Source organism: Pseudoclavibacter helvolus, assembly GCF_014191305.1.
Taxonomy (GTDB): Bacteria; Actinomycetota; Actinomycetes; order Actinomycetales; family Microbacteriaceae; genus Pseudoclavibacter; species Pseudoclavibacter helvolus.
Genome location: NZ_JACHWJ010000001.1, coordinates 214,210 through 229,988 on the forward strand (window position 1 = coordinate 214,210; position 15,779 = coordinate 229,988).

A 15,779-nucleotide genomic window follows, 5' to 3' on the forward strand; every position below is an offset into this window, starting at 1 on the left:
TTTGGAAACATATTTGGACAATACAAGTCAGTACTGAACTTTCGGGTTTGGTGTTGTTTTGTTTTTTGTCAGTTTCAAACTTGTCATCGCACTTCGGTGTGGTGGCGTGATGTTTACCGGCGAGTCTTTGGGCTTGTTTGGTTGTTATTCATTTACGGAGAGTTTGATCCTGGCTCAGGACGAACGCTGGCGGCGTGCTTAACACATGCAAGTCGAACGATGAAGCCCAGCTTGCTGGGTGGATTAGTGGCGAACGGGTGAGTAACACGTGAGCAACGTGCCCATAACTCTGGGATAACCTCCGGAAACGGTGGCTAATACTGGATATCTAACATGATCGCATGGTCTGTGTTTGGAAAGATTTTTTGGTTATGGATCGGCTCACGGCCTATCAGCTTGTTGGTGAGGTAATGGCTCACCAAGGCGACGACGGGTAGCCGGCCTGAGAGGGTGACCGGCCACACTGGGACTGAGACACGGCCCAGACTCCTACGGGAGGCAGCAGTGGGGAATATTGCACAATGGGCGAAAGCCTGATGCAGCAACGCCGCGTGAGGGATGACGGCCTTCGGGTTGTAAACCTCTTTTAGTAGGGAAGAAGCGAAAGTGACGGTACCTGCAGAAAAAGCACCGGCTAACTACGTGCCAGCAGCCGCGGTAATACGTAGGGTGCAAGCGTTGTCCGGAATTATTGGGCGTAAAGAGCTCGTAGGCGGTTTGTCGCGTCTGCTGTGAAATCCCGAGGCTCAACCTCGGGTCTGCAGTGGGTACGGGCAGACTAGAGTGTGGTAGGGGAGATTGGAATTCCTGGTGTAGCGGTGGAATGCGCAGATATCAGGAGGAACACCGATGGCGAAGGCAGATCTCTGGGCCATTACTGACGCTGAGGAGCGAAAGCATGGGGAGCGAACAGGATTAGATACCCTGGTAGTCCATGCCGTAAACGTTGGGCGCTAGATGTGGGGACCATTCCACGGTTTCCGTGTCGTAGCTAACGCATTAAGCGCCCCGCCTGGGGAGTACGGCCGCAAGGCTAAAACTCAAAGGAATTGACGGGGGCCCGCACAAGCGGCGGAGCATGCGGATTAATTCGATGCAACGCGAAGAACCTTACCAAGGCTTGACATATACCGGAAACGTTCAGAAATGTTCGCCCCGCAAGGTCGGTATACAGGTGGTGCATGGTTGTCGTCAGCTCGTGTCGTGAGATGTTGGGTTAAGTCCCGCAACGAGCGCAACCCTCGTCGTATGTTGCCAGCACGTAATGGTGGGAACTCATATGAGACTGCCGGGGTCAACTCGGAGGAAGGTGGGGATGACGTCAAATCATCATGCCCCTTATGTCTTGGGCTTCACGCATGCTACAATGGCTGGTACAATGGGCTGCAATACCGCGAGGTGGAGCGAATCCCAAAAAGCCAGTCTCAGTTCGGATTGGGGTCTGCAACTCGACCCCATGAAGTCGGAGTCGCTAGTAATCGCAGATCAGCAACGCTGCGGTGAATACGTTCCCGGGCCTTGTACACACCGCCCGTCAAGTCATGAAAGTCGGTAACACCCGAAGCCGGTGGCCTAACCTTTTGGAGGGAGCCGTCGAAGGTGGGATCGGTAATTAGGACTAAGTCGTAACAAGGTAGCCGTACCGGAAGGTGCGGCTGGATCACCTCCTTTCTAAGGAGCACTTAGCACGCACGCTTTGTCGTGTGGAGCTGAAGTCATTTCGGTCGCGAATGTCGGCCGGTGGCGCTCATGGGTGGAACATTTGACTATTCGGTGCTCAGCGTGATGCTGGTTTAGTACGCCTCTTCGGGGGTTGGAACGGCTGGTGTTGGGTTGGGTTCTGGTGTGCACGCTGTTGGGTCCTGAGGGACCGGGCCTGCTGCTGCTCTTGGGAGTTGGTGGTGGATCGGACTCTTGGGCCTTCGTTGCTCGGCTGTGTGTCGTGTGGGGTTGGTACCGATCGTATGTTGAGAACTACACAGTGGACGCGAGCATCTTGAATGCCGCAAATGTCGATCGTCTTCGGATGGTTGGGTTTGTGGTGTTCAGCAATTTTAGTCAAGAGTTTCTGAGAATGAAATGATTGGCTACTCATGTGTAAATCAAATCTTTAAGAGCAAACGGTGGATGCCTTGGCATCTGGAGCCGAAGAAGGACGTAGAAATCTGCGATAAGCCTCGGGGAGTTGATAATCGAACTTTGATCCGAGGATTTCCGAATGGGGAAACCCCGCTGGGCCCCTTGTGGTGACCTGGTGACTCCCGCCTGAATATATAGGGCGGGTAGAGGGAACGTGGGGAAGTGAAACATCTCAGTACCCACAGGAAGAGAAAACAACAGTGATTCCGTTAGTAGTGGCGAGCGAACGCGGATCAGGCTAAACCGGTCGTGTGTGATACCTGGTAGGGGTTGCACGGTCGGGGTTGTGGGACTTTTCATGCTGCTCTACCAGGCAGTGGGCGTGACAATAGCGTATAGACGAACAGCTTTGAATGGCTGACCAGAGGGGGTGCGAGTCCCGTAGTCGAAATGCGTGTATTGACGTTGAAGAGTATCCCAAGTAGCACGGGGCCCGAGAAATCCCGTGTGAATCTGTCAGGACCACCTGATAAGCCTAAATACTCCCAGATGACCGATAGCGGACAAGTACCGTGAGGGAAAGGTGAAAAGTACCCCGGGAGGGGAGTGAAATAGTACCTGAAACCGTTTGCTTACAATCCGTCGGAGCAGCCTTGTAGCTGTGACGGCGTGCCTTTTGAAGAATGAGCCTGCGAGTTAGTGATATGTGGCGAGGTTAACCCGTGTGGGGCAGCCGTAGCGAAAGCGAGTCTGAATAGGGCGATTCAGTCGCATGTCCTAGACCCGAAGCGAAGTGATCTATCCATGGCCAGGTTGAAGCGAAGGTAAGACTTCGTGGAGGACCGAACCCACCTAGGTTGAAAACTGGGGGGATGAGCTGTGGTTAGGGGTGAAAGGCCAATCAAACTTCGTGATAGCTGGTTCTCTCCGAAATGCATTTAGGTGCAGCGTTGCGTGTTTCTTACCGGAGGTAGAGCTACTGGATGGCCGATGGGGCCCAAAAGCTTACTGACGTCAGCCAAACTCCGAATGCCGGTAAGTGAGAGCGCAGCAGTGAGACTGTGGGGGATAAGCTTCATAGTCGAGAGGGAAACAACCCAGACCACCAACTAAGGTCCCAAAGCGCGTGCTAAGTGGAAAAGGATGTGGAGTTGCACAGACAACCAGGAGGTTGGCTTAGAAGCAGCCACCCTTGAAAGAGTGCGTAATAGCTCACTGGTCAAGTGATTCCGCGCCGACAATGTAACGGGGCTCAAGCACGCCACCGAAGTTGTGGCATTCATATTGATAGACAGGCCTTCGTGGTCCAGTCGTGTGGATGGGTAGGAGAGCGTCGTGTGGCGAGTGAAGCGGCGGTGGAAACCAGCCGTGGACGCTACACGAGTGAGAATGCAGGCATGAGTAGCGAAAGACGGGTGAGAAACCCGTCCTCCGAATGATCAAGGGTTCCAGGGTCAAGCTAATCTTCCCTGGGTAAGCCGGGACCTAAGGCGAGGCCGACAGGCGTAGTCGATGGACAACGGGTTGATATTCCCGTGGCCGGCGAAAAACCGCCCAAGCCAATCCAGTAGTGCTAAGAGTCCGAATCTTTTCGTCTGCCTTCGGGTGGGTGGGAAGCCTAGCGCTCGACCCCGTTCTGGTGCGGTTAGCGTATTAACAGGTGTGACGCAGAAAGGTAGCCGAACCGGGTGATTGGTTGAATCCGGGCAAGGATGTAGGGTGAGTGATAGGCAAATCCGTCACTCGTGAAGCCTGAGATCTGACGCGGAACTCACGTATGTGAGGTAGTCGGTGATCCTCTGCTGCCAAGAAAAGCATCGACGCGAGGTTTTAGTCGCCCGTACCCCAAACCGACACAGGTGATCAGGTAGAGAATACCAAGGAGATCGAGAGAATCGTGGTTAAGGAACTCGGCAAAATGCCCCCGTAACTTCGGGAGAAGGGGGGCCTGAGGCGTATAGGGATTTACTCCTGAAAGCGCATTGATGGCCGCAGAGACCAGTGGGAAGCGACTGTTTATCAAAAACACAGGTCCGTGCGAAGTCGCAAGACGATGTATACGGACTGACGCCTGCCCGGTGCTGGAAGGTTAAGAGGAAGGGTTAGCTTCGGCGAAGCTCTGAATTTAAGCCCCAGTAAACGGCGGTGGTAACTATAACCATCCTAAGGTAGCGAAATTCCTTGTCGGGTAAGTTCCGACCTGCACGAATGGCGTAACGACTTCCCAGCTGTCTCAACCGCGAACTCGGCGAAATTGCATTACGAGTAAAGATGCTCGTTACGCGCAGCAGGACGAAAAGACCCCGTGACCTTTACTACAGCTTGGTATTGGTGTTCGGTGTGGCTTGTGTAGGATAGGTGGGAGACTGTGAAGCGGGCACGCTAGTGTTCGTGGAGTCGTTGTTGAAATACCACTCTGGTCATTCTGGATATCTAACTTCGAACCGTAATCCGGTTCAGGGACAGTGCCTGGTGGGTAGTTTAACTGGGGCGGTTGCCTCCTAAAGAGTAACGGAGGCGCCCAAAGGTTCCCTCAACCTGGTTGGCAATCAGGTGGCGAGTGTAAGTGCACAAGGGAGCTTGACTGTGAGACTGACAAGTCGAGCAGGGACGAAAGTCGGGACTAGTGATCCGGCAGTGGCTTGTGGAAGCGCTGTCGCTCAACGGATAAAAGGTACCTCGGGGATAACAGGCTGATCTTGCCCAAGAGTCCATATCGACGGCATGGTTTGGCACCTCGATGTCGGCTCGTCGCATCCTGGGGCTGGAGTAGGTCCCAAGGGTTGGGCTGTTCGCCCATTAAAGCGGCACGCGAGCTGGGTTCAGAACGTCGTGAGACAGTTCGGTCTCTATCCGCTGCGCGCGTAGGAAATTTGAGAAGATCTATCTTTAGTACGAGAGGACCGAGATGGACGAACCTCTGGTGTGTCAGTTGTTCCGCCAGGAGCACCGCTGATTGGCTACGTTCGGAACGGATAACCGCTGAAAGCATCTAAGCGGGAAGCCGGCTTCAAGATGAGATTTCCATCCCTTCGGGGGAGAAGCTCCCAGTAGACGACTGGGTTGATAGGCCGGATGTGGAAGCACAGAAATGTGTGGAGCTGACCGGTACTAATAAGCTGATGATTTGATAAAACATGCACATGAATGTTGTTGCTGTTCGCGTCCACTTTGTGGTTCTCGATAGACGATCGAGAATCGACCACATGTTCTGAGCCTTCGGGTTTCGGGGTGTGTGGTTCGGAACATGATTGGTTATCCATAGTGTTTCGGCGGTCATAGCGAGAGGGAAACGCCCGGTTACATTCCGAACCCGGAAGCTAAGACTCTCAGCGCCGATGGTACTGCAGGGGGGACCCTGTGGGAGAGTAGGTCACCGCCGGACTTCTTCATGAGCCGGGGTTGGTTGTTGAGTGAGCAGAGATGCTCCTCGACCACCAACCCCGGCTTTTTTCATTTGTCCCCACGTCTACACAACAGTGCGAGACGCCGCGAAATCGGCTGCTCGCCCGCGACTCAAGGTCTACAGCGGCCCGCGGAAGCGCGTTGACGTAGGCTGGGTGACGACGCAAGCGTCCAAGGTGAGGCGCATCCAAACGAGTACAACAACAATTCGACAGCGCATCCCGAGGAGTTATTCATGGACGCAAACGACAACGAGCGGCGAAGCTCAAACAACGAACGTGGAGCGGGCAACCGCCACGAACGAAGCGGCCAGGACGGGCGACGGGATGCCGGGGGCCGCAACGGCGATCGCAAGCAGTACGGCGACCGAAAGCCCTACGCAGGCGGCGACCGCGACGGTCAGCGCGGCGAGCGCAAGAGCTACCCACCCCGCGATGGCGAGCGGAAGAGCTACGCCCCGCGTGACGACAACCGCGGTGAGCGTAAGTCGTACCCGCCGCGTGATGGTGAGCGGAAGTCCTACGCCCCTCGGGATGACAGCCGTGGTGAGCGTAAGTCGTACCCGCCCCGCGATGGTGAGCGTAAGTCGTACGCGCCCCGCGATGGTGAGCGTAAGAGCTACCCCCCGCGTGACGACAACCGCGGTGAGCGGAAGTCGTACCCGCCGCGTGACGGTGAGCGTCGCCCCTACAACTCGCGTGACGAACGCGGAGACAACCGTGGTGAGCGCAAGTCCTACCCGCCGCGTGATGGTGAGCGGAAGTCCTACGCCCCTCGCGATGACAGCCGTGGTGAGCGTAAGTCGTACCCGCCGCGTGATGGTGAGCGGAAGTCTTACGCGCCTCGCGATGACAGCCGTGGTGAGCGTAAGTCGTACCCGCCGCGTGATGGTGAGCGGAAGTCTTACGCGCCTCGCGATGACAGCCGTGGTGAGCGTAAGTCGTACCCGCCTCGCGATGGGGAGCGTCGCCCGTATAACTCGCGTGACGACCGTGGCGACAACCGTGGTGAGCGCAAGTCGTACCCGCCTCGCGATGGCGAGCGCCGTTCGTTCGGCTCGCGTGATGATCGCGGTGACAGCCGCGGAGAGCGCAAGTCGTACCCGCCGCGCGATGGCGAGCGTCGCCCGTACAACTCCCGCGACGATCGCGGTGACAACCGCGGCGAGCGCAAGAGCTACCCGCCCCGTGACGGTGAGCGGAAGTCGTACGCGCCGCGTGACGACAACCGTGGTGAGCGCAAGTCGTACCCGCCGCGTGACGGCGAGCGCAAGAGCTACGCCCCTCGCGACGGTGAGCGCAAGTCGTACCCGCCGCGTGACGGCGAGCGCAAGAGCTACGCCCCTCGCGACGGCGAGCGGAAGTCCTACGCTCCTCGCGACGACAACCGCGGCGAGCGCAAGTCGTACCCGCCCCGCGACGGCGAGCGTCGTTCATCCGGGCCCCGCAGCGACAGCCGCGGCGGACGTGACGACCGCGGTCAGGACCGACGTGGTGGCTTCGGCGGCCGAGGTGCCCCGGCTCCCGAGCGTCCGGAGCTGACGGAGGAGGAACTGCTCGCACGCGAGCTCCGCCCCGTCCGCGCCGAGCACATCGACCCGATCGTGCCAGATGAGGTCAGCGAGTCCGACCTGCCCAAGGGCGCACGCAACGAGCTCAAGACACTCGAGGCAACCAATCAGGAGTTCGTCGCCAGGCACCTCGTGATGGCGTCCGTGCTCATTGACAGCGACCCCGAGCTGGCGCACCAGCATGCCGTCTCGGCTGCGCGCCGAGGCGGGCGCATCGCGATGGTTCGCGAGACGCTTGCTATCACGGCGTACACGATCGGCGACTACGCACTTGCGCTGCGTGAGCTGCGCACCTACCGCCGAATCAGCGGCAAGGAAGACCAGCTGGCGCTCATGATCGACAGCGAGCGTGGTCTCGGCCGCCCGGACCGCGCCCTCGAGCTCGGCCGTGCCGCAGACCGCACAGGCCTCGGCCCGGCAGAACTCGTTCAGGTCGCCATCGCAATGTCAGGTGCACGCCTCGACCAGGGCTCGCCGGACCTCGCGCTCGCTGAGCTCGAGATCCCGCAGCTCGACCCGAAGCGCGCCTACTCCTACAGCCCCGCGCTCTTCGGCGCCTACGCGACCGTGCTCGAAGAGCTCGAACGTGACGCCGAGGCCGAGCGATGGACTGCCCTCGCGACGCGAGCCCAGGACGCCCTCGACGCCGTGAAGCACGACGAGCACGAGACGATCGAGGTCATCACCGAGGGCGAGTTCCCGCCGCTCGAGGATGAAGAGCTCGAGAACGAGGCGCAGGCAGATGACGCCTCGGCAGATGACGCCGCGACAGACGACTCGGTGGCAGACGAGGCCGAGCACGAGTCCGACGAAGCCGACACCCGCACCGCGCCTGTCACCGAGGAGTACTCGAGCGACGATGACGACCTCGAAGCTGAAGTCGAGGAACTCCTTGCTGCAACCGAGGACTCGGCACCTGCCGTGATCGCTGCAACCGAAACTTCTGACATCGAGGAGGTCGCCGCCGTGCTCGACGAGGCACTCGTCGCTGAGGTCGAGGCAGAGGCAGACGAGATCGTCGCTGAAGGTGAAGCCGTCGGCGACGTCGAAGCTGAAGCGGAAGCGATCGTCGCAGAGGCTGAGGCTGCCGAAGAGGCTGAGGAAGTCCAGGAAGTCCAGGAAGTCCAGGAAGAAGCCGACGCGATCGTTGCGGCGGCGGAGGACGTCCAGGAGCACGAACCTGAGCACGAACTTGAGCACGAGCCTCAGGACGTCGCGGTCGAGGTTGAACTCGACGTTGTCCCGGCGGCTCCTGAGACCGAGCCCGAATCACCCGAGGCCGTTGATGCTGAGGCTGAGATCGACGAGGCTGAAGTGAAGGACGAAGACGAAGACAAGCGCAAGGGCGACGAGCCCGAGCCCCTCTTCGACCTGTGACACGATGCGGGGCGGCGGATGCACTCCGTCGCCCCGCTTCCCGCATCCAGCCCGCCCCGCTCCCGCTTCCCGTCCCCACCCGCGTCCGCGGGGTGACTGCGGCGTGAACAACGACGAGATGCGCACGACCACGTTGCCGAACCACGACGAGCACCAATCGCGGAGAATTGGCGAGCTCAGAGAGACGAGAGATCCAGATGGCTTTGTTCAGGAAGAGCACCGGAACGGGACCCGCCCCGCTCGACGGCGTCGACGTCGTGCTGGCAGATCTCGACGGAGTCGTGTACCGCGGCCCCAACCCGGTTCCGCACGCCGTCGAGAGCCTGAACGCGCTCGCACCCGCCGGCATCCGCTCGGGCTACATCACGAACAACGCCTCCCGGACTGACGAACAGGTTGCCCAGCACTTGCGCGACCTCGGACTCTCGCTGACCGCGGAGGACGTCGTGACGAGTCCACAAGCGGCGGTCGGGTTGCTCGCCACGAAGGTGGCGCCTGGATCCTTGATCCTCGTCGTTGGCGGCGACGGCCTCATCGACGAGCTCACGAAGGGCGGCTTCCGCGTGACGCGATCCGCCGACGACGAGCCGGACGCCGTGATTCAGGGGTTCGCCCCTCACGTCGGCTGGGAGCACCTCGCCGAGGCGTCCTTTGCGCTCGCTCGAGACATTCCCTGGGTCGCCACGAACCAGGACTGGACCATCCCTGTCGCTCGCGGCATCGCGCCTGGCAACGGAACTCTCGTCTCCGCAGTCCACACGGCCGTGCAGAAGCTGCCGCTCGTGGCGGGCAAGCCAGAGAAGGCCATCTTCGACGAGGCGGTGCGCCGCTTCGACGCCAAGAAGGCGCTCTTCATCGGCGACCGACTTGATACGGACATCAAGGGAGCCGACAACGCCGGCATGACCTCCGCGTTTGTGCTCACCGGCGTCGACCGCCCCAAGCAGCTCATCGCGGCACCCCCTGGGCAGCGCCCCGACTTCATCCTGACCGACCTGCGTGAGCTCTCACAGCCCTACCCGAAGATCGTCACCGAGCGTCCGCAGGCCGAGCTCGCCGTCGCGCGCGTCGGCGACGCGCAGGTCACGGTGCGCGGCATCGACGTCATCGTCGACCGCGCCGGTAGCTCGCCCATCAACCTCCTTCGGGCCGGATGTGCGGCAGTCGCGGCCTCGGAGAAGCTCATCTACGCACTCCGCGTGCCAGAGGTGCTCTACTCGGAGCTCGCATCTTGAGCTTCGACGTCGAGGGCCTCGGCGAGGCGTCGGAGCTCACTGCGGAACTTGAGCGCATCGCGGCCCTTCCCGTCGTGGAGCGGGCAGCCGCGTTTTCTCAGGTGCACCAGCAGCTCGGGCAGCTCCTCGAGAGCACACCCGTCGAGCTCTTCGACGGAGATCGCGCGTGAACGCGTCTGCTGCGGACGTCGGTGGCGGCGCGCTTGCCCGCCTCGACAGCGAGCTGACGCGTCGCGGCTTGGCCCGCAGTCGCACCGCGGCCGCCCGCCTCGTCGAGTCCGGAGCCGTCTTGGTCAACGGCGTTCCCTCGACCAAGACCGGTCTTCGCGTCGCGTCGACCGACGAGCTGGCGGTGGCCGGGGGAGACGACTTCGTCTCTCGCGCAGCGCACAAGCTCGTCGCTGGCCTCGACGCGGTTCCGAGCTTGAACCCGGCAGGACGCGCGGCGCTCGACGTCGGTGCATCCACCGGTGGGTTCACGCAGGTGCTGCTCGCGCGCGGTGCCAGGCATGTGATCGCGCTGGACGTCGGGCACGACCAGCTCGCCCCCTCGGTGCGCGACGACGAGCGCGTCACGAACCTCGAGGGCGTCAACGCGCGCTTCATCGACGCAAGCCAGCTCGACGAGCTGCTCGACGCCGCGGCCTCGCCCGTGCGTTCAGCGGACATCGACCTCGTCGTCGGCGATCTCTCTTTCATCTCGCTGACGAAGGTGATCGCCCCCATCATGGCGATGGCACCAGGCATCACCGAGGCCGTGCTGCTCATCAAGCCGCAGTTCGAAGTCGGAAGGACGGGCGTCAAGGGCGGCATCGTGCACGACCGCAAGCTCGTCGCGCCCGCCCTCGAACGAGTGCTCGTCGAAGCGGCAAGTTGTGGCCTCGAGCTCGTCTCGCTCCGCCCATCGCCGATCGTCGGCACCCACGGAAACTCAGAATTCGTTGCGGTCTTCCGCACGTCGACAGGCTCGAGTCCAGCGGATGCTGACAGACTCGACACTCTGCGGCGAGCCATCGTCGAAGCGGAGGAGCTGGAGGCAGATCGATGAGCGGGAACTCGAAGCGGCGCATCCTCGTCGTGAGCCACGTGGCACGCGAGGAGGCCATCGAAGCGGCCATGATCGTGCTGCAGCTGCTCGACGACGCGGGGGTCACCCCCGTGCTGGAGCCCGCGACATACCGCGAGCTGCTGCGCCTCGATCGCAACCGGGTGCCGCGCACGACGGTGACGCTTGGCGACCAGCTCGCCGCGGACGAAGTCGAGATCGCGATCGTGCTCGGGGGAGACGGCACGATCCTCCGCGCCGCCGAACTAGTGCGCGATGCCGGAGTTCCGATCCTGGGCGTCAACCTCGGTCATGTCGGGTTCCTCGCCGAGAGCGAGCGGGATTCGCTCGCCGACACGGTCGGCCGGGCGCTGAGCCGGGACTACGAGGTCGAGGAGCGCATGACGCTCGACGTTCGCGTCACCCTTGGCGGCGAGACGGTCTACGAGACGTGGGCGCTCAACGAGGCCTCGATCGAGAAGGCCAGCAGAGAGCGGATGCTCGAGCTGGTTCTGGAGGTCGACGGCCAGCCGCTCCTGAGCTTCGGCGCCGACGGCGCGATCTTTTCGACGCCCACCGGATCCACCGCCTACTCGTTCTCGGCCGGCGGCCCCATCGTCTGGCCCACGGTCGAGGCGCTGCTGCTTGTCCCGATCAGCGCGCACGCCTTGTTCGCCAGGCCCATCGTGGTCGGGCCGAGTTCGACGCTCGCCGTGGAGATCATCCCGAGAACGGGCACCCCAGGCGTGCTGTGGTGCGACGGGCGCCGCACCTATGACCTCACTGCAGGCTCCCGCGTGACGGCGACCAGGGGCGCCGCCGCGATTCGACTCGCGCGCCTGCACAGCGCGCCCTTCAGCAAACGGCTTGTCGAAAAGTTCCAACTCCCGACTTCAGGATGGCGAGGACCCGCACGCGCATGATTCTTGACATCGACATCTCCGGCCTCGGCGTCATCGAGCGAGCCGAGCTTCCCCTCGGACCGGGCTTCACCGCCATCACGGGTGAGACTGGCGCGGGAAAGACCATGATCGTGACGGCCCTCGGGCTCCTGCGCGGCGGGCGCGCGTCGGCCGACGCAGTGCGCTCCGGAGCCAGCAAGGCTGTTGTCGAGGGCCGCTGGCAGCTGAACGTCGACAGCCCGGCGGCGCGGCTCGCCGCCGACGCCGGCGCCGAGCTCGACGAGAACGATGAGCTGCTCGTCGCCCGTCAAGTGAGCGCCGAGGGGCGCAGCCGGGCGTGGCTCGGGGGCCGAGGCGTTCCCGCGTCGATCCTCGCCGACCTCGGAGAACGACTCGTCGTCGTGCACGGCCAGAGCGACCAGTGGCGGCTCCGCAGCGAAGGGGCGCAGCGCGCGGCACTGGATGCGTTCGGTGGCGTCGACCTGCGCACGGCACGCGGCGCGGTCCGCGAGGCCCACGTGCGCCGTGGCGAGCTTCGCTCTGAGCTGCAGACGCTGAGCGACGCTGAGGCGGAGCGCGAGCTCGAAGCCGCGCGCCTGCGCCGTGCGCTCGCCGACATCGAGCCTGCCGAACCGCAGTCAGGGGAGGACGTGTCGCTGCTCACGCGCATCGAGCGGCTCTCGAACCTCGAGGCGCTGCGGAGAGACGTCGGCCAGGCGCACGAGCTCCTTGCCGGAGACAGCTCGGCCGGTTTCGGCGGCCAGGGCGGCGCGAGCTCGACCGAGCTCGTCTCGCAGGTGCGCGCTCTCATCGACAGCGCGACCTCGAGCGACCCGGCGCTCGGTGAGCTCGGGCAGGCCGCAGCAGACATCTCGTTCGCGATCGACGAGCTCGGGCTCCGCCTCGCGAGCTACCTCGACGGCCTCGAATCGGAGGGGAGCGGTGAGCTGGCTCAGCTCAACGAGCGGCTCACGCTGCTCACGAGCCTCACCCGGACCTACGGGCCGACCCTCGACGACGTCATCGAGCTCGGCTCCCAAGCCGGCATGCAGCTGCTGGAACTCGAGAACGACACGACGCGCATCCAGGAGCTCGAAACGCAGATCGCCGAGGCCGAGGCGACGCTCGCCGCCGCCGCTGCCCACCTCACAGGGTTGCGCACAGCGACCGCGAGCGTGCTCGAGGAGCGTGTGACTCACGAACTCCACGCGCTGGCGATGCCGGCCGCGCAGCTCACCGTGGAGATCTCGCCGCTCGACGAGATCGCCGCGCACGGCGGCGACAGGGTCGCGTTCATGCTCCGCCCCCACCCGGGGACCGAGCCGGCCCCGCTCGGGAAGGGAGCATCAGGCGGCGAGCTCTCTCGCGTCATGTTGGCCCTCGAAGTGGTGCTCGCCGACGTGAGCTCGGTGCCGACACTCGTCTTCGACGAAGTCGATGCAGGCGTCGGGGGCTCTGCCGCCATCGAGATCGGCCGCAGGTTGCAGCGGCTCTCCGCGAACGCGCAGGTCATCGTCGTCACCCACCTGGCACAGGTGGCGGCCTTCTCGGACAACCACATCAGCATCGAGAAATCGAGTGACGGGCAGTTCACCACCTCGAGCATCCGCCAGATTCGCGGGGCTGATCGCACGCAGGAGATCGCCAGGCTGTTGTCTGGTCTCTCCGAGAGCGAGACGGGCAACGCGCACGCAGAGGAGCTGCTGGAGCTCGGCGCGGCGAATCGCACAGCGCCAGGCGCAGACGGATCGCGGTCCGTCGTCTAATATGGAATTCCGTGACTAGCGCAGATATCCCAGTTGCGGGAAACGACCAGGCCGTTGTCAAGCAGATCTATGTGACCGGGGGCGTCGTCTCCTCGCTCGGCAAGGGTTTGACCGCTGCCAGCTTGGGCAACCTTCTCAGGGCCCGAGGCTTGCGCGTCGTCATGCAGAAGCTCGACCCGTACTTGAACGTCGACCCTGGCACGATGAACCCGTTCCAGCACGGTGAAGTGTTCGTCACCAATGACGGCGCAGAGACCGACCTCGACATCGGGCACTACGAGCGCTTCCTCGACGTCGATCTCGCCCAGTCGGCGAACGTCACGACGGGCCAGATCTACTCGAGCGTCATCGCCAAGGAACGCCGCGGCGAGTACCTCGGCGACACCGTTCAGGTCATCCCGCACATCACCGACGAGATCAAGCGACGGATGCGCCTGCAGGCAAGCGAGGAGCCTCGCCCCGACGTCATCATCACCGAGGTCGGCGGAACGATCGGCGACATCGAGTCGCAGCCGTTCATCGAATCGGCCCGCCAGCTGCGCCACGAGCTTGGCCGCGACAACGTGTTCTTCGTGCACGTCTCGCTTGTGCCGTTCATGGGCGCCTCCGGCGAGCAGAAGACGAAGCCGACGCAGCACTCGGTCGCAGCACTCCGCTCCGCTGGCATCCAGCCGGACGCCCTCGTTCTTCGCAGCGACCGCCCGGTGACGGAGAGCAACAAGCGCAAGATCGCGCTCATGTGCGACGTGCCAGAGCGTGCGGTCGTCAACACCATCGACCTGCCCTCGATCTACGACATCCCGCGCGTGCTGCGCGAGCAGGGCCTCGACGAATACATCATCGAGCAGCTCAAGCTCCCGGCCGAGCCGATCGAGTGGAGCGCCTGGGAGCGCCTCCTCGAGGTTGTGCACCACCCGAAGCACCAGATCACGGTCGGCCTCGTCGGCAAGTACATCGACCTGCCTGACGCCTACCTGTCGGTCACCGAAGCCCTGCGAGCCGGCGGCTTCGCGAACCAGACGCGCGTGAAGCTCCGTTGGATCCCCTCCGACGAGTGCGAGACGAACGAGGGCGCGGCAGCTCAGCTGAGCGACGTCGACGCGATCTGCGTGCCTGGCGGCTTCGGCATCCGCGGCATCGAGGGCAAGCTCGGAGCGCTCCGCTTCGCCCGCGACAACGGCATCCCGACGCTCGGCCTGTGCCTCGGCATGCAGTGCATGGTCATCGAGTACGCCCGCAACGTCGTCGGCATCACCGACGCGAGCTCGTCGGAGTTCGACCCGGAGACGCCGAACCCAGTCATCGCGACGATGGCCGAGCAGGTCGACATCATCGAGACCGGTGACATGGGCGGCACCATGCGCCTCGGCTCCTACCCGGCTGCCCTCGACGAGGGGTCGATCATCGCCGAGCTCTACGGCTCGACGCTCGTCGAGGACCGCCACCGCCACCGCTACGAGGTCAACAACGCCTACCGCGAGCAGATCTCGGATGCTGGCCTGCAGTTCTCGGGCCTCTCCCCGGACGGCACGCTCGTCGAGTACGTTGAGCTGCCCCGCGAGGTCCACCCGTTCTACGTAGCCACGCAGGCGCACCCCGAGCTGAAGTCGCGCCCGAACAGCGCACATCCACTCTTCTCCGGCCTCGTCGCCGCCGGCCTCGAGCGTCAACGCTCCGGCCGCCTCGTCGATGTCGAGGAGAACGTGCAGGACGTGGACACTGTGCAGGCCGTGGACCAGGTCCAGCAGTGACCCACGTCGCCGAAGCCGGGCCGTTTGCTGACGAGGTCGCTGAGGACACGGTCCTCGAATCGAGCGTCGTGTTCCGCGGCGCCGTCTGGGACATCGTCCGAGAGCGGTTCCGCTTCGGCGACGAGGAGCTCACCCGCGAGTTCATGTCGCACACGGGTGCGGTCGCCGTGCTTGTGCTCGACGAGGCCGACCGCATTCTGTTCATCCGCCAGTACCGTCACCCTGTCGGGCGTCGAGACTGGGAGCTGCCCGCTGGTCTGCTCGACGCGCCGGGGGAGGACCCGCTCGACGCGGCCAAGCGCGAGCTGGCCGAAGAGGTCGACCTCGTGGCCGAGCGTTGGGACGTGCTGCTCGACCAGTACACGTCGCCGGGTGGAAGCAGCGAGAACGTGCGCGTCTACCTGGCCCGCACCGTGTCCGAGACTCCCGAGGCGTTTGCACGCACGGGAGAGGAGGCCGAGCTGGAGCAGCGTTGGGTCGCGCTTGCTGACGCGCTCGACGCCGTGCTCGACGGCTCGGTCCAGAACCCGTTTGTCATCTCGGGCGTCATGGCCCTCCACCTGGCTAAGGAGCGCGGCTGGTCGACGCTGCGACCCGCGCAGGCGGACTGGCCGACCCGCTCGCCCGGACGCCCGGAGTAGTCAGCGCA

At 63.1% G+C, this 15,779-nt stretch carries 8 protein-coding genes and 3 rRNA genes; all 11 read left to right on the plus strand.

Features of this window, described 5'->3' with window-relative positions:
• Positions 1–151 precede the first annotated feature (151 nt).
• The 11 genes from FHX72_RS00930 (at position 152) to FHX72_RS00980 (ending at position 15,771) form a co-directional block, all read left to right on the plus strand.
• Positions 152–1,671, plus strand: a 16S ribosomal RNA gene (locus tag FHX72_RS00930).
• Positions 1,672–2,100: 429 nt separating this feature from the next.
• Positions 2,101–5,214 (plus strand): 23S ribosomal RNA (locus FHX72_RS00935).
• Positions 5,215–5,347: 133 nt separating this feature from the next.
• A 5S ribosomal RNA gene (rrf, locus tag FHX72_RS00940) occupies positions 5,348–5,464 on the plus strand.
• Together the 16S, 23S and 5S rRNA genes form the textbook arrangement of a ribosomal RNA operon.
• Positions 5,465–5,719: 255 nt before the next feature.
• A complete protein-coding gene (locus FHX72_RS00945) occupies positions 5,720–8,431 on the plus strand; it encodes a primosomal protein (protein WP_183622466.1) in 2,712 nt (903 codons plus the stop codon).
• Between the two features lie 197 nt (positions 8,432–8,628).
• On the plus strand, positions 8,629–9,666 hold the full coding sequence (locus FHX72_RS00950; RefSeq protein ID WP_183622468.1) for an HAD-IIA family hydrolase: 1,038 nt from the start codon (positions 8,629–8,631) through the stop codon (positions 9,664–9,666).
• Complete coding sequence (locus tag FHX72_RS00955) at positions 9,663–9,836, plus strand: hypothetical protein (RefSeq protein WP_156475616.1); 174 nt, start codon at positions 9,663–9,665, stop codon at positions 9,834–9,836. The genes FHX72_RS00950 and FHX72_RS00955 overlap by 4 nt, the downstream gene beginning before the upstream one ends.
• Positions 9,833–10,714, plus strand: coding sequence for an SAM-dependent methyltransferase (locus tag FHX72_RS00960; RefSeq protein WP_183622470.1), 882 nt, complete (start codon positions 9,833–9,835; stop codon positions 10,712–10,714). The genes FHX72_RS00955 and FHX72_RS00960 overlap by 4 nt, the downstream gene beginning before the upstream one ends.
• The gene (locus FHX72_RS00965; protein ID WP_068477878.1) at positions 10,711–11,634 is read left to right on the plus strand and encodes an NAD kinase; all 924 of its coding nucleotides are present in this window, start codon (positions 10,711–10,713) and stop codon (positions 11,632–11,634) included. The genes FHX72_RS00960 and FHX72_RS00965 overlap by 4 nt, the downstream gene beginning before the upstream one ends.
• Positions 11,631–13,379 (plus strand): DNA repair protein RecN, encoded by a 1,749-nt coding sequence (gene recN / locus FHX72_RS00970; RefSeq protein ID WP_183622472.1) that lies wholly within the window; start codon positions 11,631–11,633, stop codon positions 13,377–13,379. The genes FHX72_RS00965 and recN overlap by 4 nt, the downstream gene beginning before the upstream one ends.
• A gap of 11 nt (positions 13,380–13,390) precedes the next feature.
• Positions 13,391–15,130: a CTP synthase gene (locus FHX72_RS00975; protein WP_338109987.1), complete on the plus strand. Its 1,740-nt coding sequence runs from the start codon at positions 13,391–13,393 to the stop codon at positions 15,128–15,130.
• Complete coding sequence (locus FHX72_RS00980) at positions 15,127–15,771, plus strand: NUDIX domain-containing protein (RefSeq protein WP_183622474.1); 645 nt, start codon at positions 15,127–15,129, stop codon at positions 15,769–15,771. Before FHX72_RS00975 ends, FHX72_RS00980 begins: the two co-directional genes overlap by 4 nt.
• The last annotated feature ends 8 nt before the right edge of the window (positions 15,772–15,779 follow it).

Coding starts and splice junctions, on each gene's coding strand:
- FHX72_RS00950 (WP_183622468.1), top strand. CDS start 8,629: ATGGCTTTGTTCAGGAAGAGCACCGGAACGGGACCCGCCCCGCTCGAC.
- FHX72_RS00945 (WP_183622466.1), top strand. CDS start 5,720: ATGGACGCAAACGACAACGAGCGGCGAAGCTCAAACAACGAACGTGGA.
- FHX72_RS00965 (WP_068477878.1), top strand. CDS start 10,711: ATGAGCGGGAACTCGAAGCGGCGCATCCTCGTCGTGAGCCACGTGGCA.
- recN (WP_183622472.1), top strand. CDS start 11,631: ATGATTCTTGACATCGACATCTCCGGCCTCGGCGTCATCGAGCGAGCC.